Genomic DNA, 16762 nt, shown 5'->3' on the forward strand with positions numbered 1-16762 from the left:
GCCAGCGTCCCTCCCGACAGCCTAGTGCTCCTCGCCGGCGCGGGCCAGGTCGTAGGGCGTGGTCTGGTAGACGTAGTAGTTGAGCCAGTTGGTGTAGAGCAGCTGAGCTTGGCTGCGCCAGACGTTGCGCGGCTCGGCGGTGGGGTCGTCGCCCGGGAAGTAATGCGCCGGCACCTGAGGGTTGAGCCCGCGCTTCACGTCGCGCTCGTACTCCAGGCGCAGCGTGTCGGTATCGTACTCGGGGTGGCCAAATACAAAGAAGCGACGGCTGTCGGTCGACTTGACGATGTACAGGCCTACCTCGTCAGACACGGCCACGACCTCGAGCTGCGGCTCGGCTTCCACGTCCTCGCGGCGCACATCGGTGTTGCGCGAATGCACGGCATAGAAACGGTCATCGAAACCGCGGACCAGCGGGCTTTGCGGCTTCACCAGATAATGCTCGAACACGCCGCTCGCCTTTGCCGGCAGGTCGTGCTTCTGGATACCGTAATGATGGTACAGACCGGCCTGTGCGCCCCAGCAAATATGCAGCGTAGAGTGCACGTGCGTGGTGGACCAGTCCATGATCTGGCAGAGCTCGGGCCAGTAGTCGACCTCTTCGAACGGCATCTGTTCCACGGGCGCGCCCGTGATGATCAGGCCGTCGTAGTGGATGTCGCGAATGTCGTCGAACGTGCGGTAGAACGTCTCCAGGTGGCCGGCGCTCACGTGCGTGGCCTCGTGCGTTTTGGTGCGCAGCAGGTCCACCTCCACCTGGAGCGGTGTGTTGGAGAGCTTGCGCATGATCTGCGTCTCGGTGGCGATCTTGGTGGGCATGAGGTTGAGGATGAGCACGCGCAGCGGACGGATGTCCTGGTGCAGCGCGCGGTACTCGGTCATGACAAAGATGTTCTCGCTCTCGAGCTGCGCGGCGGCAGGGAGGGCGTCGGGAATGCGAATGGGCATGGAAGCTCCTTACGAGTCAGTTGCAGCTATGGTACAACGACCGGCCCCATCCGCGCGAGCACATCGTCCAGCGATGCCGTCAGCGGCCCAAATCACTCCAAAAGTAGAGATTAAAGCATGTCCCAAAAATCTACGGCACTTTAGCTTAGCAAAGTGGCAGCAGGACGCTACAATGGTTCGACGCGAAAAACTCGGCCGAAAGGATACATATATGTACCAGACGCGTAAGATCGGTGTGGTCGGCCAGGGCCACGTAGGAGCACATGTCGCCAACAGCCTGCTTATGCAAGGCATTGCCGATGAGCTGTACCTATGCGATATCAACGAGGCCAAGGTGACGTCCGAGGTCCAGGACCTGCGCGACTCCCTTTCGTTTGTCCCGTATAACACCAAAATCGTCAACTGCTACGACCACTACGAGGAGCTGGCTTGCTGCGACGTCATCGTCAACGCCGCCGGCAAGGTCGCGCTGGCCGCCGGCAACCGCGACGGCGAGCTGTTCTTTACCACCGACGCCGCCCGCACCTTTGCCAAGCGCATCGTCGACGCCGGCTTTGACGGCATCTTCGTGAGCATCTCCAACCCCTGCGACGTCGTGTGCACCGAGCTGTGGCACCTGACCGGCTACGATCCCAAGAAGATCATCGGCTCGGGCTGCGGCCTGGACTCCGCCCGCCTGCGCACCGAGATCTCCAAGAAGGTCGGCGTGAGCCCCAAGTCCGTCGACGCCTACATGATCGGCGAGCACGGCTTTAGCCAGCTTGCCGCCTTTAAGGCCGCAACCATCGCCGGCAAAAACCTCAACGAGCTTCAGGCCGAGAACCCCGACAAGTACGCCTTTGACCACATGGAGGTCGAGGAGCTCGCGCGTAAGGGCGGCTATGTGACCTACCAGGGCAAGCAGTGCACCGAATACGCCGTCGCCAACTCCGCCGCGCGCGTCTGCGCCGCCGTGCTGCACAACGAGCACGCCGTGCTTTCCGCTTCCACGCTCATGACCGGCCAGTATGGCGAGGAGGGCATCTTTACCTCCCTGCCGTGCGTGATCGGTGCCGAGGGCGTCGAGGAGGTCTACACGCTCGACCTGTCCGAGTACGAGCTCGAGGGCTTCCACAAGAGCTGCCGGCACATCCGCGACAACATCGCCCAGCTCGACTGGTGGGACGCCGAGGCCTACGACGCAAAGTAGGCCGCTGGCTACCGCAACCTTGCGAATCTAAGCGCGATACTAAGCGGGCCGCGCCGGAAATCCCCGGCGCGGCCCACTTTTTTGACTCACGCAGCGCCCTTGCGAATCGAAGGTGAATGGTTTTCCCGTTACTTAGTACTGCTCGATGCCCATGTAGCGACGAACCTCGGGGCTGTGGTCGAACACCTTGCCGCGGGCGGCACGCAGCTCGCAGCTCATCGCGTAGAAGAAGATCGGCTCTAGGAACGAACGCACGCTGGCAGGTACCTCGCCCACGCCGTACTCGAGCGCATCGAGCACCATAATCGTGTCGGTGTGCGTGTTGAGGAACGCAAGGGCGCGCTCCTCCATGGGGCGGCACTCACCCGATCCGAGCTGCACAAAGTAGAACACGCCGGGCTCGGTGGCCTCGAACGGGCCGTGGAAGTACTCGCCGGAGTGGATGTAGCAGCAGTGCTGCCATTGCATCTCCATGAGCGAGCAGATGGCCATGGCGTAGGTCTGGCTAAAGTTGGGGCCGGACCCCAGGATATAGAAGAACTTGTGCTGCTGGCAGAGCTCGGCAAAGCGGGCGCCCAGCTCGGCGTTGACCTTCTCGCGGGCGGCGGGCAGCAGCGCGTCCATCTGCTTAAGGCCCTCGTACATGTCGGCGAGCGCCTCGTAGCCTTCCTGCTGGTCGAGCAGCTCGGCGGCGATCAGGGCGCCGATGCCCTGCGGCACCTCGGCCTGCGACACGCCCTCGCCCCAGGGGTAGACCCAGGTAGTCCACTTGCCGTTATCGATCTTGGAGCCCTCGCAGTCGGTGAGGGCGACGACCTCGGCGCCGGCGGCCAGTGCCATCTCGCAGCCGTCGACGACCTCCTGCGTGCTGCCGCTGTGGCTGCAGGCAATAACGAGCGACTTCGGCCCTAGGCTCTTGGGGGCCATCAGGCAAAACTCGCGCGCCGTGTAGACCGTCGAGGTAAACGTGGTGGCCTCGCGCTTGAGCAGCTCGTTGGCCGGCATCAGGTCGATCATCGAACCGCCGCAGGCGATCCAAAAGACGTTCTCAATCTTGCCCTTGCGCTCGATAATTTCCTGAATCAGATCATGTGCGTTCATCCTGATGTTCCTCCTTGTGGGGCGGCTTTGAACGGCGACAGCCCGTACCTGCGGTCGTTCTATGTTGTTCTATTTATAGCACGTGTAACAACGCCCGTGAAGGCATCTCAGCAAATTTGTTCTATGTTGTTCTATCTGTGGACGTTAGATGTCGAAGACGTAGCGCGAGCCCACTATCTTCTGGCGCCCGAGCAGCAAGGGCTGCTCGTCCGCATCGGTAAAGTACGCCTCCATATAGAAGAGCGGCTCGCCGACCGGCACCTCCAGCAGCGGGGCCGCCTGAGCATCGGCAAGCGCAATCTCCACGGTGCAGGGGTCGGACTTGAGCGGCGCGCGGCCCGAGTGCTCGGCAACGAGCGCAAAGATTGAGTTATCGGTGAGGTCCTTATCGGCCAGCGTCTGCAAGTAGGGATGGTCGGCGAGCACAAAGGCGTTGTTCTCAAGCATGACGGGGATGCCGTCGGCCGTGCGCACGCGCTCGACCACGATAAGCTCGCAGCCGGGCTCCACGCCAAAGAACGCCGCATCCTCGTGCGTCGCCGCGACCACCGTGCGCGATACCAGGCGCGCTCCGGGCACCATGTCGTTGGCAGCACAACCCTCAGTAAAGCTCTGGACGTCGCCCTTCTGGCGAATCTTGCGCTTGAGCTTGGGAGCGCATACAAAGGTGCCCCTCCCCTGCTGGCGGTTGAGGTAGCCCGCGCGCGACAGCTCCTCGATGGCACGGCGTACGGTGATGCGCCCCACGCCGTAGGACTTCGCGAGCTCCATCTCGGAAGGAATGCGCGAGCCGGCCGCGTACACGCCGCGCGCGATCTCGCCCTTCAGGTCGTCCATGACCTGCTGGTACAGCGGCACGGCGGATACGCCAGCGCGGTCGGTTTTATCGTCGGTTGCCATCGTTACGCTCCATCCCGCGCATGCTCGGACTCAAACTCTTCAATCGCCGCCATAAACTGCTCGCCAAAGGCGTCGGCCTTTTTCTCGCCGATGCCGTTGACCTGGATAAGCTCGTCGCGCGTCTGCGGGCGCAGCCGGCACAGGCCGCGCAGGGCCTTGTCGGAAAAGACCATGTACGGCGCCATCTCGAGCTCGGTCGAGATTTCCTTGCGCAGGGCGCGCAGGCGCTCGAACAGCTCGGCATCGTCGCCAACGCGCGGGCGCTGATCCAGCTCGGCCTCCTCGCGCAGCAGATCCACCGCACGGCGGGCGCGTGCCGAGGCCTTGCGCTTGGACGCGCGGCGCTTAACGGTAAAGGCAAACGCCTCGTCCTCGACCTCGCCGGCACGCGGTCCCAGACCCACGACCGGGTATTGCCCCTGCGAGGTGGCCAAATAACCGCGGCCGCACAGCTGGCCGATGATGTCCTTGATGCGCCCGACCGATTCGCTCGACAGCTCACCGTAGCCGCGGTCCTCGTCCAGATGCATCTGGCGAATGCGCTCGGTGTTGCCGCCGTGAAGCACATCGGCAATGAGCGACTTGCCAAAGCGCATGGGTCGCGTGGCCACATAGCGCACGGCAGCGCGGGCCATATCGGTGACGTCCTCGACCTCGAACTGCGTGAGGCAGTTGCTGCAGTTGCCGCAGCCCTCGGCTTCGTCCGTGGCGGTGCCGCCCGCGGCGGCTGTCGCATGCTCGGCCGCGGCCTCGTCGCCAAAGTAGCGCAGCATGTATTCGCGCAGGCAGCCGGTGGTGTTGCAGTAGCCTTCCATCTGGCTGAGCAGGCGGTAACGGTTCTGGAGCGCCCACGCGCGCTGCTCGTCGTCGAGCGCCTCGTCGGCAGCATCACCGCGGTCGATCAAAAAGCGGCGCATACGGAAATCGTTGCCGTTCCACAGCAGGTGGCAGCTTGCCGGATCGCCATCGCGGCCGGCGCGGCCCGCCTCCTGGTAGTAGGCCTCGATACTCTCGGGCACGTTGTTGTGAATCACGTAGCGCACGTTGGGCTTGTCGATGCCCATGCCAAAGGCGTTGGTGGCAACCATCACCTGGATATCGTCGTCGATAAAGGCGCGCTGGCTTTGGCGGCGGGCGTCATTGCCCATGCCGGCATGGTAGCGGCCAACGCGAATGCCGCTGGGGCCCAGCGCTTCGGCAAGATCGCCTGCCAGCGCATCGACCGTCTTGCGGGTCGAGCAATACACGATGCCGCTCTCGCTCGAATGCGCGATCACATAGTCGCGCACCCACGTGGTCTTAGCCTTGTCGCCCATCTCCTCACAGCCAAAGTAGAGGTTCTTGCGATCGAAGCCCGTCACCACGGTCGCGGGATTTTGCAGGCCGAGCATCTGCTGAATGTCCGCACGCACGCGCTCGGTCGCCGTGGCGGTAAAGGCCGCCACGATGGGTCGCTGCGGCAGGGAATCGATGAACTCGCGAATCTGCAGATAGGCGGGGCGGAAATCCTGGCCCCACTGGCTCACGCAGTGGGCCTCGTCAATGGCCACGAGCGGCACGCCGATGCCGCCTTCGGCCGCAGCTTCCTGCGCAAAGGCCAAAAAGCGCGGCTCGAGCAGGCGCTCGGGCGCCACGTACATAAGCTGGTAGCGGCCCTCGCGTGCCCGCTTGAGCACGGTGTTTTGCTGGGCCGGAGTAAGGCTGGAGTTGAGATAGCTGGGTCGCGCGCCCGCCGCGAGCAACGCACGGGTCTGGTCCTCCATAAGGGAGAGCAACGGACTCACCACAAAGGTGATGCCGGGCAGCATGAGCGCGGGCACCTGGTAGCAAATGGACTTGCCGGCACCTGTGGGCATAACGCCGAGTGCATCGCGGCCGGCAAGGCTCGCATCGACCATGCGGTCCTGCCCCGGGCGAAACGAGGTGTAGCCAAAATAGGCGCCGAGCGTGTCGAGCGCCATCTGCTGCATGCTATCGGTCATGGTTTCCTAACGTCCAAGTCATCTGCCGCCGATTATACGCCGCCACGCGGACCGGTGGCGCACGGCTGCCGGCCACGGGCGGCGCAATCCGAAAGGAACGAGCGTGGATTTTTGGACACTTTCCGGATGAGCGTGGATAATCTCCCACTTTGAGGCCGTAACCGAGCCAAAAACGGGAGATTTTCCACGCTCATTCTGCAGATTGCCGCTCTGGCGGGCTTGCAGCGTCGAGCCGTTGCGCGGTTTGGAAAACCGCGCAACTAGAGCTACATCACCATGACGTAGCGGCTGCCCACGTAGTACTGCTTACCCATCAGGACCGGCTCGCCATTGGGACCGATAAAGCCGGCACGCAGGTTGAGCAGCGGATCGTGCGGAGCAATGCCCAGCTCGGCCGCCTGCTCGGCGTTAGCTCGAACGGCCTCGACCGTGCGGTAGCCAACCGAGACAATCGGGGTTCCGCCAACACGCTCGACCTCGGCAAAAATCGACTTGTCCTCAAGATCGGCCGTCAACAGCTCACGGTAGGCGTCAAACGGCACAAAGATGTTCTCCTCAAAGATGGGTTCGCCGTCGGCCGTACGCACGCGCTTAATATGCAGCAGCAGCGCATCCTTCTGCAGGCCAAAGAACTCCATCTCGTTTTGGCGCGCCGGAACGATCTGGCAATCGACCACATGTGCACCGGCCTTCATGCCGTTGCTGGCACACAGTGCGGTAAACGTCTGCAGCGTCGAGGCGTGGAACTGGCGATTGATGTGCGGCGTGGAAACAAAGGTACCGCGGCCCTGCTGCTTAACCAGGTAGCCATCGGAGCATAGCTCTTCGACGGCGCGGCGCACCGTAATACGGCTCACCTCGTACTGCTCGGCAAGCTCAAGCTCGGACGGAATACGCTCCTTGGGTGCATAAACACCTTTCTCGATCGCGTCCTTGATTTCGTCGTAAATCTGCTGGTAAAGCGGTGCATTTTTGGGTGCAGGCATATCTAATCACTCTTATCGAAATATCGAAATAACTAATACGTATATAACGTCTAGCTCTATGTTACATCATAACGATAAAACGATACACCCTGCCTACCAAAAAGCGACAGGTCTATTTTGGTAGGTTTTATCTGGTCAAACGAGAGCCCCTCGAAAGCAACGGGGCTTTCGGGGGGCTCATTCGGATGGGCTGCGCTTGACCGGCAAAAAGCCAAAACCCTACTTGCCGTCGTCCTGCTGCAAGATGTCCTGCTCGCTAAGGCGCGCCTGACGACTCGCTATGCGCGCGGGCTTGTCGGGATCGGGAACGGCCGTGGGCATGGGCTCGTCGACATGACCACCCCACCAGCCGCCCACAAAGCTGAGCGTGTGGAACACGTTGATCACGGCACCGGGATCAATGTCGCACACCAGCTTGATAATGTCCTGGCTCTCGTAGGTCGAGACAACGGCGTGCAGCAGGTACATCTTTTCGCGGCTATATCCGCCGATGACCTCGGCGCAACTAATGCCGTGCTGAAAATGGTCAACATAGGCGGTCATGACCTCGTCTGCCTTGCGCGTCGTGATCTGCAGCGTCACGCGGTCGTAGCGATGATAGAAGCTGTCGATGGTCTTGGTCGAAATAAATTGGAACACGATGGAGTACGCCGCATTGTCCCAGCCAAACATAAGCCCAAAGATCGCCAGGATAAAGCAGTTAAAACCAAAGATGACGCCCCAGATGGTCTTGCCCGTGTGGTTGGAGACCCACAGCGCGATAAAGTCGGTGCCGCCGGTAGATGCGCCGGACTTAAGCGCGATGGCAGCGCCCAGACCCGAGACCACGCCGCCAAAAATGATGAGCATGATCTTGTCGCCCAAAAACGGGGCAAAATGAAAGATGTTGAGGAACAGCGACGAAAGCACGACCTGCATCATCGAGAAGATGACGAAGCGCTTGCTAATGCCGCTCCAGCATAGGAGCGCCACGGGGATGTTGAGCGCGAGCATACCGAGCGAGATGTCGATGTGAACGCCACCGAGCGAGGTAACGCGATCGAGCAGGACCGCGACGCCGGTAAGGCCGCTCGGAAGCAAGTCGGCGGGCCGAATGAACGCCTGGATCAGAAATGTCTGGAGAACGGCAGAAATGGTGACCGCCACAGCGGTAATAGCGCGGCGGACGATGGTAAGGCGGCCGAGCACGAGCACGCGGTCCGTGAGCTGATCGATGGCGTTCGCCACGTAGGCTCCCTTCGAAGGCAGATGTAGTTGTGGGGTATGTCGGCGATTGTAGCATGGAGCGACAGAGGGCGCCTCAATTCACCCTCTCTCGACAACCAAAACGGGACCGGTGACCCCACAACCAAAGGCCCAAATTCTAAGTGAGTAGACTTTTCGCGACCTCCCGAGCACAGCCAATAGCAGCCACCTCTGTGACCTGCGGTTTTACTAAGTCAGAAACGCTTTGTGCTCGGCCTGCGCCAAAAAGTCTACTCACTTAGCCCGAATCGAAGCCAAACGGATCTAAATTGATGCCAAATTAAGCCAATCTGCAGCAAATGACGCGTGAACCAGTGCTTCTCGCGGTGGATTGACACTACAGAGCGGCCAAAATGTCGCTCAGGTTGTCGATGACGACGTCGGCGGCGGACTGGTCCAGGTTGACGCCCTCATGCGGACGCAGTGCCAGGACGCGGGCGCCGGAGCGCTTGCCGGCCTCGATACCCAAAGGCGAGTCCTCGATAACCAGGCACTCGGCGGGGTCAACTCCCAGCGCCTTCATGGCACGCAGGTAGATCTCGGGGTCGGGCTTAAACGCACTGCACTCGTGACCGCTGATGGTGTAGTCCAGCACGTCGGCGATACCGGCAATCTCAACCAGCTCGTCAATGAGCTCACGATAGGACGAGCTTGCGATGGCGCACTTCACGCCGCGCTCGTGCAGCTCGCGCATCACCGGCTCCGTCTGCTCGTTGAGCAGCTCGGCATACGGAACGGGGTGAACCGGGCTGTAGACCTGCTTGTACTCCACGCGCAGACGCTCGCGCAGCTCAATATCGTCGGGCACCAGCGACTTCCAAATGGCAGGCTCGTTAGACCCCGAAAGATCGGGGATCTCGTCAAAATGGAACCCCTTCTCTTCCATAAAGGCCACGCGGCGACGGTTGTAGAACCACTCGGTATCGACCAGCACGCCGTCCATATCAAACAGCACTGCCTTGATCATACGCATCTCCTCCCACCTGCCAAAAAGGGACAGGTTTATTTTGGTAGGTTTTATCTGGTGTTTTGCGACGCGACAGACACGCCCTCCCCAAAGCAAAAAAGGGGATGGGGCGAAAACCCCATCCCCTCTCAATCAACCCGTAAGGTCTACTTACTTGTGATTAGTAGGAAAGCTTCCACATGTAGCGACGCATGGTCAGCGGGTGCTGACGGGCCTCGGCGATCTGGTTGCCGTACTCGCGCATAACGGCGAGGTGCAGCAGCGGGTTGAAGTAGGTGACGACGCTCGCTGGCACGGCGTCAGCCAGGCCGTAGTCCTTGGAGTCGATCAGAGCGACCTTGGCGCCCATGCGCTCAAGGAAGGTGAGGGCGCGAGCGTCCATCGGACGGGTAGCACCATCGGACATGAAGAAGACGTAGGGCTTACCCTCGGTGGAAACCTCGAACGGGCCGTGGAAGTACTCGCCGGTGTTGTAGGCGGCGGCGTCGATCCACTGCATCTCGGTGAACAGGAAGGCGGCGTGAGAATAAGCCATCTTCTCGGAGGCACCGGAGGCCATGAAGTAGATCATCTTGTCGTCCTTGAAGTCCTCGGCGAACTTCTTGGCGAGCTTCTTGCAGTGCTGAGCGGCGTTCTCGCAGAGATCGAAAACGTTGGTGAGGCCGGTGATCATGTCCTCGTAGTGGTCATAGCCCTCGGTCTGCTGAAGGATCTCGAGAGCAAGAGCGATGGCATAGCCGGGCTTCTCGCACTTGGCAGCGTAGTTGGCGTGGAAGCCGTGGACGATGACGTGGTCGGCGTCGACGGTCAGAGCGGAGCCAGCCTTGTTGGTGAGGGAGACGACCGGGCAGTTGTGCTTCTTGGCGGTCTTGTTGGCCTCGACGGTCTCGGGCGTGGAGCCACCGAGGGAGCAGGTGATCACGAAGGTGTGCTCGTTGACCCAGGAAGGCGTGTCGTAGTTGAACTCGTTAGCGGTGAAGATCTGAACGTTCAGCTTGTCCGTGTTGTTGGCCAGGAAGTACTTGGCGGGGTAAAGGTCGGACATGGAAGCACCGCAGCCGACGAAAGCGACGCTGTGAATCTCGTGGTTGGACAGGACGTCAGCGACGATCTGCTTAGGGAGGTTAAGGTCGATCTCGTACATCTGACACATTCCTTTCGATTTGTTGCGGCGCCACATTGCCGGACGCTCGCAGGGTTACCGTGGTTTGGACCGAGTCGCCGGCCCGTTGAGGATGTGGCAAAGGAACTGTCCCTTTGTCACATTTAGGGATGGACGCCTGCCTGGGGTATGGGATGCCAGGCAGGCCCCCGGGGGAAAGCGGTTAGGCGCTTGGTCGCGACTAGGCCAGGATGCCGGCCGCGGAGAGGGCGATGCCGCCCACGATGGCGATCACGAGAAGCCAACCGGTGTTGACGTTCTTCTTGATGAGCCAGTACATAAGGCCGGTGAGGCCAAGGGAGATCATCTGGGGCATCATGCCGTCCAGGATGTCCTGGATCACGACGGTACCCTCAGCGAACTGCAGCGGGGTGGTGGCGCCGATCAGCGTAGCGATCATGCCGCCCACGGACATAAGACCCACGATGCCGCAGACATACATGAGCTTCTCCATGAGGTCGCCACCCTGGAGCTTGCTCAGGTACTCGTGGCCGCCCTGGTAGCCGATCTTGGCAGCGAACCACGTGATCAGCACGGAGGGCACGATGGAGATGAGCATGGCCAGGATCGGACCCATGATGGAGCCCTGCTGAGCCAGCTGGACGCCCAGACCAAAGGCGATGACGCGGATGGTGCCCTGGAAGAAGGAGTCACCAATACCGGAAAGCGGACCCATGAGGGAGGTCTTGACCGCGTTGATCGAATCGGGATCGAAGTTCTCGGGATCCTTGGCGTACTCCTCCTCCATGGAGGCGGCGAGGCCCAGGATGAAAGCGCTCGTCTGCGGGGTGCAGTTGTAGAACGCCATGTGACGGTGGTAAGCCTCTTTCTTAGCAGCGAGCTGCTTGGGGTCGGACTCGTCCGGATAGAGGCGATCGAGCGTGGGGACCATGCCGTAGAGGAAGCCCATGTTCATCTGACGCTCGTAGTTCCAAGAGGCCTGGATGGCCCAGGAGCGCCAGAAGAACTGGCTGACCTTCTTGTTCAGGGACACGTCCTTGGTTGCGGTTGCCATAGTGTGTTCCTCCTTAGTCTTCGTCGTCTTCGAGCGGATCGTAGTCGGAATCGACACCGGCGGCTGCATGGGAGCCATTGAACTTGAAGCCCATGAAGACGATAGCCAGGCACACACCGATCAGAGCGACCGCGATGACGGACAGGTTGAGGTAGGCGGCGAGCAGGAAGCCGATGAACAGGAACGGGGTCATACCCTTCTTGATCATCATGGTGAGCAGCAGGGCCAGACCGTAGGCGGTCATGATCTTGGTCGAGACGTTCAGACCAACGGACAGCCACTCGGGAACCATGTTGACGATGGCTTGGACCAGGTCGGTACCGACAAAGACGGCCAGGAAGATCGGCAGGAAGTACATGATGGCGTACAGACCGGAGCCGGCGCAGATGTGCATACGGTAGGCGGTCTTGAACTTGCCGTTATCAATCGCGCTATCGGCCACATGGGTGAGGGCGGCGATGATGGAACGGAACACGATGCCGAGGAGCTGACCCAGGACGGCGACCGGGATGGCGATCGTCATGGCGGTCTCGGCGGAAGCATCGGTCAGGCACGCGAAGGCAGCGGCCACGATGCCGCCCAGGACCATATCGGGCGGAACGGCGGCGCCGACCTGCACCAGGCCCATGGACACGAGCTCGACGGCGGCACCGACGGCAAGGCCGGTGGGCACATCGCCCAGCAGCAGACCGACGAGCGTAGCGCCAACGAGGGGCTGCTCGAAGTTAAGACGACCGAGCAGGCGGGAGTCCCACATGCAGAACACGCCGACGAGGCCGACGAGCACCGCACTGATGAACGTATTCATACCCTTCTCCTTTCAGTCAGGCAAAAGCCTGGTTGATTACAGCTTGGCGTCGATGTCGACGCTCTGATACGTAGGGGTCTGCTGGACATAGAGCTTGATGCCCATGTCGAGCAGCTGGTTGACGTCGGCCTTCTGGGTGGCGTCGAGGAAGACGGAGCTGTCCTTGCCGCCGACCTGATCGGCACCGTCGTGGTTGGCGGTGGCGCCCAGGTTGATGGCGTCGAGCTTGTAGCCCTGGCAGAACTGCAGCATCTCGGCCGTGTTGCCAAAGACGAACATGACGCGCTCGCCAAGGGTGTTGAGCTTGTCCATCTTGGCGAGGGCACGCTCGACGGTGAAGACGTTCAGGCGCACGCCCTGGGGCTTGGCCAGCTTAAGAGCGCCCTTCTTGATGTCATCGTTGGCGGCAGCGTTGTCGACGACGATGATGCGCTCGGCCTGGACCTTGGTGGTCCAGGTAAAGACGACCTGGCCGTGCAGCAGACGGTAGTCAAGACGTGCGAGGACGATCTTGGCGGGACCGGAGCTGTGACGGGACGCCTTGGCCTTCTTGGCGGGAGCCGCGGCGACCTCGACCGGTGCGTTGGGGTTGGTCAGACCGGTGCGGGCCTCGTTGATGAGGGCCGCGAGCTCGGTGCCCTTGACGGGGGCGGGGCTCATAGCAAGCGTGAGCGCCAGCGGGATGTTGAAACCGCTGACAACCGTGAACTTCGTGCCGTTCTTGGAAAGCTCGACCATGTTGTTGTTGACCGAGCTACCGAGCATATCGGTTAGCACATACACGGTGTCGTCCGCGTTGAACGTGGCGATCATAGCCTCAACCTTATTGGTGATGGGCTCCTTGTCGTCACGAGCAAGCGACACGACGTGGACGTTCGACACGTCGCCGAGAACCATCTCGAGCGTGTCTTTGGCGCCTGCGGCCAGGCCGCCATGAGATGCGAGAATGATCTGATTCATCTTGCCTCCTCCTTTTCGTTATGGTCATTATAACGTCTTATACGTTGCGGATATTGATAATTAGTATTTAAACCGTTCGCGGGTGAAAAACGACCGTTGGCGGGTTTAACGCAATCGAAACGATGGTCTTGGGTAGGCCGGCGCTGGCTGGATAACCCCAGGTCGGACGCCGCGCGCAACCCCCTATCGCACGAAGTACCAGGGGCTTTCCTGCACGGTGGGCTCCAGCGCAATGCCCGTGCGCTCGCGGAAGAGATCCATGTCCTGCGATTTCTCCGTCCACCACGCGTTGGGCTTAAAGGTCATGCTCTCAACGACATGACCGACAAACACACTGTTGCGCAGCTTGGAAAAGTCGGTGTTCATAATCACGATGGACGCGAGCACCAAAACGATGCCCAGAACTTTGATCGCGCCGGCGGGCTCGGCGTAGACACCAATGCCCAGCAGTACGGTGACGACTGTCTCGAATGACATTACGACGGGAACTTTCGACGTCTCGAGCCCCATGGACAGACCCTGCATATATAAGATGTAAGCCACGGCTGTGGGGATGAGTCCAAAGCCAAGGAACAGCAGCAGCAGCTGTGGCGACATTGCCGCGGCGACATCCGGCCACGGAGCCGCGATAGCTGCCATAACCGCACCGCCAAAAACAAAGCCCCAAAACGTGACAGCCAGCGGGTGGACCGTCTTGGTTGCTATCCGGCTAAACACCGCGAGCGACGCACCACAAAGGCCTGCAATCACGCCCGACGTGACGCCCCAAACCGAAAAATGAAAACCGGAAAGGTCGCCATTGGTCACCGCAAGCACACAGCCAACGATGTTAAAGACAATGGCAACGAGCTTGTTGAGGGTCACGTCCTCGCGATAAAGGACGCGGCCGAGCGCGACGCCAAACACCGGCGACGTGTAGAGCAGCACCGATGCCGTGGACATGCCCACCTCGCGCATGCACTCGTAATAGCAGGTGTTGGCGGCAGCCAAACCGACGATACCGACAAGCGCGCAGGAAACAAGCTCTTTAGGGCTTGCCTTGAACAGGGTCAGCGGACCCTGAACCACGGTAGACCCCTCACCCGGACGGCAGCCCATAAACATCAGGACCGGCGCCAAGATAAGCGCTCCGACCAACAAGCGAAAGGCAGCCATGCTCTGGGACGAAACGCCCATGGCTGAGATGCCGTTTACAAAGATTCCGATGCTGCCCCACATAAGCGCGGCGATCAGCACCAGCACATAGCCCAGATTGCTCCTCTTCAACGCAGCCTCCTCAGTATTATTTCCAATATGTTTCATGCTACGTTATAGTCGTTATATACATTTTTCAAGGCACAAATCGGCGAACGGGAAATCTCTCGACACAAGGAGTGTCCCCAACTGCCGGCACAAAAGGAACATCCCTAACTGCCGGCAGAAAGGGAACGTCCCCAAGTGCCGCTCTAGCAGTTGCGGTGAAATAGTTCTCAAACAGAGGCTTCACACTCCCAAACAGGAACTATTCCACCGCAACTCATGAGGGGTATTGGGCTGTTAGGCCGCTCTATCCCTTAGTAATCCAGCTTCCACATGTAACGGCGCGTCATGTAGTCCTTGTGGGTGACGGCGGAGAGCGCACGCATGTAGACGTTGTTGAGGATCGGGGCAAAGATCAGGTGGTTGAAGTACTCGCTCACGCTGTCCTTGATGTCGTTGAGGCCGAGCTCCTTGGCGTCGAGCTGGTAGACGCGCTCACCACCGTACTGGTTGACAAAGCGAATGCCGCGCTCGTCGTTGCAGCGGCTGCGGCCGACGCTGATGAGCTGGAACAGCGAGGTACGCTTGTCCAGGATCTCGAAGGGGCCGTGGAAGAAGTCGCAGGTGTTGATGGTGCAGGAGTCGATCTGCAGCATCTCCTGCACGTTGCAGATGCTAAAGACGTAGGCGGCACCAAAGAGCGGGCCCTGAGCCATCACGTTGATGCAGGGCTTGTCGGCGTTCTGCTCGGCCCACTTGGCAGCGAGCGGACGGGTGTACTCGACAGCCTTGCGATAGATGGGGTCGACCAAGTCGAAGGCGGCCATAGCGGCCTCGTACTCGGCATAGCCCTCGGTCTGCTGCGTAAGCTCCATAGCAATCATGGTCACGACGGCGGAGTTGGTGCGGCCCATGCAGGACTCGTCGATGGCCAGGCTGTCGTACTGGATCTTGTAGTCGCAGACCTCGGTGAGGCCGGACTCGTCAACATAGATGGCGATGGTGCTGGCGCCGTGGTTCTTGGCGACCTGGGCGGCGACGATGGTCTCCTTGGTGCCGCGCATGGACACGACGACGGCCAGGGTGTTCTCGTTGACGTAGGCAGGCGTGGCGTGCACGAACTCGTTGCTGGTGTAGCTGGAGCTCACGACCTGCGTGGCCTCGTGCTCCATAAAGTACTGGGCAGGATAGTTGCCGCCGTTGGATCCACCGGCGCCAATCCACACGACGCGCTTGATGCCGCCCTTGTCTGCCTTGTCAGCCAAAACCTGGGAGACGACGTCCTTAACCTGTTCCTGAGTAGTCATCGTGCATCAGCCTTTCTTCTCGTTTGATGCTCTCGATGGCATACAAGTTACATACATGTTTTGGTTATGTCGACTAGTTGTATGCTATATTTGTCTTAGAAATTTTGCTGGTAAAGTTTTCGGCAAGCCATTACCAGCGGTTTTGTTGTCATGTTGGATACATGCTTGGTTCTGTAAGCATACAGTTTAGATACAGGTTGTTCGCATGAGCACTTCGTCGAAAAAGAACTTGACCCAATACGAGCGTCTGGCGGCAACGCTTCGCGACCGCATTGCCGCCGGCACCTACGCCCGCGGAGATAAACTGCCGTCCGAGATGGAACTCATGGACGAATCGAGCCTGTCGCGCAGCACCGTGCGCCATGCCCTTAAGGTGCTTGTTGACGAGGGCCTGATTCGAACCGAGCGCGGGCGCGGCGCCTTTGTGGCCGACACACCGGCGCTCCACGAGAACAACCTGGTGTTTTCGAGCTATACCAAGCAGGTCGAAGGCCAGGGTATGAAGCCCACCACGCGCACGGTGGACTCGGGCTTTGCCAAAGCAATGGGCAGCGTGGCCAAGTTCTTTGACGCTAGCGTGGGCAGCAAGCTTGTCAAACTTGTCCGCCTGCGTTACCTGGACGATGCGCCACTGTGCCTGGAGACCACCTATTTGCCGCCAAGCTTTGGGTCGCTCATCGATCGCGATATCAACGGTTCGCTCTACGCCACGCTGCGCCAGGAGTTCCATCGCGCGCCGGCGCAGGGGCATAAGACCTTTGAGGTGTGCTATGCGTCGCAAAACGAGGCATTTTTGCTCAACGTCGAGCGCGGGCAGGCGCTGATCCTGATCACCGACTACGTCTACGACACCGACGGCCGTCCGCTCCATGTCTCCAAGCGCATCCAACGCACCGACCGCGCCAAATACACCGAGCCCATCGGCTAACCACCACAAAGGGACAGGCACCTTC

General features: G+C 60.4%; 15 protein-coding genes. 2 read left to right on the top strand and 13 right to left on the bottom strand.

Annotated features, from left to right (window positions below):
* Nucleotides 1-21: 21 nt before the first annotated feature.
* Nucleotides 22-948 carry a homoserine O-succinyltransferase gene (gene metA, locus DWW51_RS02000; RefSeq protein ID WP_117773265.1) on the bottom strand — a complete coding sequence of 309 codons (927 nt, stop codon included), beginning with the start codon at nucleotides 946-948 and terminating at the stop codon, nucleotides 22-24.
* A gap of 211 nt (nucleotides 949-1159) precedes the next feature.
* Here metA and DWW51_RS02005 point away from each other — a divergent pair, with 211 nt between their 5' ends.
* Nucleotides 1160-2137, top strand: coding sequence for an L-lactate dehydrogenase (locus DWW51_RS02005; RefSeq protein ID WP_117773267.1), 978 nt, complete (start codon nucleotides 1160-1162; stop codon nucleotides 2135-2137).
* Between the two features lie 132 nt (nucleotides 2138-2269).
* On the opposite strand, the gene DWW51_RS02010 is transcribed toward DWW51_RS02005, so the two are convergent.
* The 12 genes from DWW51_RS02010 to DWW51_RS02065 all read right to left on the bottom strand — a co-directional run bounded on the left by DWW51_RS02010 (nucleotide 2270) and on the right by DWW51_RS02065 (nucleotide 15809).
* The gene (locus DWW51_RS02010) at nucleotides 2270-3238 is read right to left on the bottom strand and encodes an SIS domain-containing protein (RefSeq protein WP_117773269.1); all 969 of its coding nucleotides are present in this window, start codon (nucleotides 3236-3238) and stop codon (nucleotides 2270-2272) included.
* A gap of 144 nt (nucleotides 3239-3382) precedes the next feature.
* Nucleotides 3383-4138: a GntR family transcriptional regulator gene (locus tag DWW51_RS02015; protein ID WP_117773270.1), complete on the bottom strand. Its 756-nt coding sequence runs from the start codon at nucleotides 4136-4138 to the stop codon at nucleotides 3383-3385.
* A gap of 2 nt (nucleotides 4139-4140) precedes the next feature.
* Nucleotides 4141-6120, bottom strand: a complete 1980-nt coding sequence (locus tag DWW51_RS02020; RefSeq protein ID WP_117773272.1) for an ATP-dependent DNA helicase RecQ — start codon at nucleotides 6118-6120, stop codon at nucleotides 4141-4143.
* A 266-nt stretch (nucleotides 6121-6386) separates the two neighbouring features.
* The gene (locus DWW51_RS02025) at nucleotides 6387-7106 is read right to left on the bottom strand and encodes a GntR family transcriptional regulator (RefSeq protein ID WP_117773274.1); all 720 of its coding nucleotides are present in this window, start codon (nucleotides 7104-7106) and stop codon (nucleotides 6387-6389) included.
* Nucleotides 7107-7325: 219 nt separating this feature from the next.
* Complete coding sequence (locus tag DWW51_RS02030) at nucleotides 7326-8333, bottom strand: YitT family protein (protein WP_117773276.1); 1008 nt, start codon at nucleotides 8331-8333, stop codon at nucleotides 7326-7328.
* 355 nt (nucleotides 8334-8688) lie between these two features.
* On the bottom strand, nucleotides 8689-9318 hold the full coding sequence (locus tag DWW51_RS02035) for an HAD family phosphatase (RefSeq protein ID WP_158565245.1): 630 nt from the start codon (nucleotides 9316-9318) through the stop codon (nucleotides 8689-8691).
* 160 nt (nucleotides 9319-9478) lie between these two features.
* On the bottom strand, nucleotides 9479-10462 hold the full coding sequence (locus tag DWW51_RS02040) for an SIS domain-containing protein (protein ID WP_226814256.1): 984 nt from the start codon (nucleotides 10460-10462) through the stop codon (nucleotides 9479-9481).
* A gap of 199 nt (nucleotides 10463-10661) precedes the next feature.
* On the bottom strand, nucleotides 10662-11495 hold the full coding sequence (locus DWW51_RS02045) for a PTS system mannose/fructose/sorbose family transporter subunit IID (RefSeq protein ID WP_117640939.1): 834 nt from the start codon (nucleotides 11493-11495) through the stop codon (nucleotides 10662-10664).
* A 13-nt stretch (nucleotides 11496-11508) separates the two neighbouring features.
* The gene (locus DWW51_RS02050) at nucleotides 11509-12303 is read right to left on the bottom strand and encodes a PTS sugar transporter subunit IIC (RefSeq protein WP_117629035.1); all 795 of its coding nucleotides are present in this window, start codon (nucleotides 12301-12303) and stop codon (nucleotides 11509-11511) included.
* A 36-nt stretch (nucleotides 12304-12339) separates the two neighbouring features.
* A complete protein-coding gene (locus DWW51_RS02055) occupies nucleotides 12340-13263 on the bottom strand; it encodes a PTS mannose/fructose/sorbose transporter subunit IIAB (protein WP_117773278.1) in 924 nt (307 codons plus the stop codon).
* Between the two features lie 183 nt (nucleotides 13264-13446).
* Nucleotides 13447-14529: a DMT family transporter gene (locus DWW51_RS02060; protein ID WP_117778793.1), complete on the bottom strand. Its 1083-nt coding sequence runs from the start codon at nucleotides 14527-14529 to the stop codon at nucleotides 13447-13449.
* 287 nt (nucleotides 14530-14816) lie between these two features.
* A complete protein-coding gene (locus tag DWW51_RS02065) occupies nucleotides 14817-15809 on the bottom strand; it encodes an SIS domain-containing protein (protein ID WP_117564961.1) in 993 nt (330 codons plus the stop codon).
* Between the two features lie 205 nt (nucleotides 15810-16014).
* Between DWW51_RS02065 and DWW51_RS02070 the strand changes: the two genes are divergently transcribed.
* Entirely contained in the window at nucleotides 16015-16737 is a 723-nt protein-coding gene (locus DWW51_RS02070; RefSeq protein WP_117773280.1) for a GntR family transcriptional regulator, read from the top strand.
* Nucleotides 16738-16762 lie beyond the last annotated feature (25 nt).

Source organism: Collinsella sp. AF15-51 (assembly GCF_003462845.1).
Classification (GTDB): Bacteria; Actinomycetota; Coriobacteriia; order Coriobacteriales; family Coriobacteriaceae; genus Collinsella.

Bases quoted from the DNA above. Each gene is read 5' to 3' on its own strand.
- metA (WP_117773265.1), bottom strand. From the start codon at position 948: ATGCCCATTCGCATTCCCGACGCCCTCCCTGCCGCCGCGCAGCTCGAG.
- DWW51_RS02005 (WP_117773267.1), top strand. From the start codon at position 1,160: ATGTACCAGACGCGTAAGATCGGTGTGGTCGGCCAGGGCCACGTAGGA.
- DWW51_RS02010 (WP_117773269.1), bottom strand. From the start codon at position 3,238: ATGAACGCACATGATCTGATTCAGGAAATTATCGAGCGCAAGGGCAAG.
- DWW51_RS02015 (WP_117773270.1), bottom strand. From the start codon at position 4,138: ATGGCAACCGACGATAAAACCGACCGCGCTGGCGTATCCGCCGTGCCG.
- DWW51_RS02020 (WP_117773272.1), bottom strand. From the start codon at position 6,120: ATGACCGATAGCATGCAGCAGATGGCGCTCGACACGCTCGGCGCCTAT.
- DWW51_RS02025 (WP_117773274.1), bottom strand. From the start codon at position 7,106: ATGCCTGCACCCAAAAATGCACCGCTTTACCAGCAGATTTACGACGAA.
- DWW51_RS02035 (WP_158565245.1), bottom strand. From the start codon at position 9,318: ATGATCAAGGCAGTGCTGTTTGATATGGACGGCGTGCTGGTCGATACC.
- DWW51_RS02040 (WP_226814256.1), bottom strand. From the start codon at position 10,462: ATGTACGAGATCGACCTTAACCTCCCTAAGCAGATCGTCGCTGACGTC.
- DWW51_RS02045 (WP_117640939.1), bottom strand. From the start codon at position 11,495: ATGGCAACCGCAACCAAGGACGTGTCCCTGAACAAGAAGGTCAGCCAG.
- DWW51_RS02050 (WP_117629035.1), bottom strand. From the start codon at position 12,303: ATGAATACGTTCATCAGTGCGGTGCTCGTCGGCCTCGTCGGCGTGTTC.
- DWW51_RS02055 (WP_117773278.1), bottom strand. From the start codon at position 13,263: ATGAATCAGATCATTCTCGCATCTCATGGCGGCCTGGCCGCAGGCGCC.
- DWW51_RS02065 (WP_117564961.1), bottom strand. From the start codon at position 15,809: ATGACTACTCAGGAACAGGTTAAGGACGTCGTCTCCCAGGTTTTGGCT.
- DWW51_RS02070 (WP_117773280.1), top strand. From the start codon at position 16,015: ATGAGCACTTCGTCGAAAAAGAACTTGACCCAATACGAGCGTCTGGCG.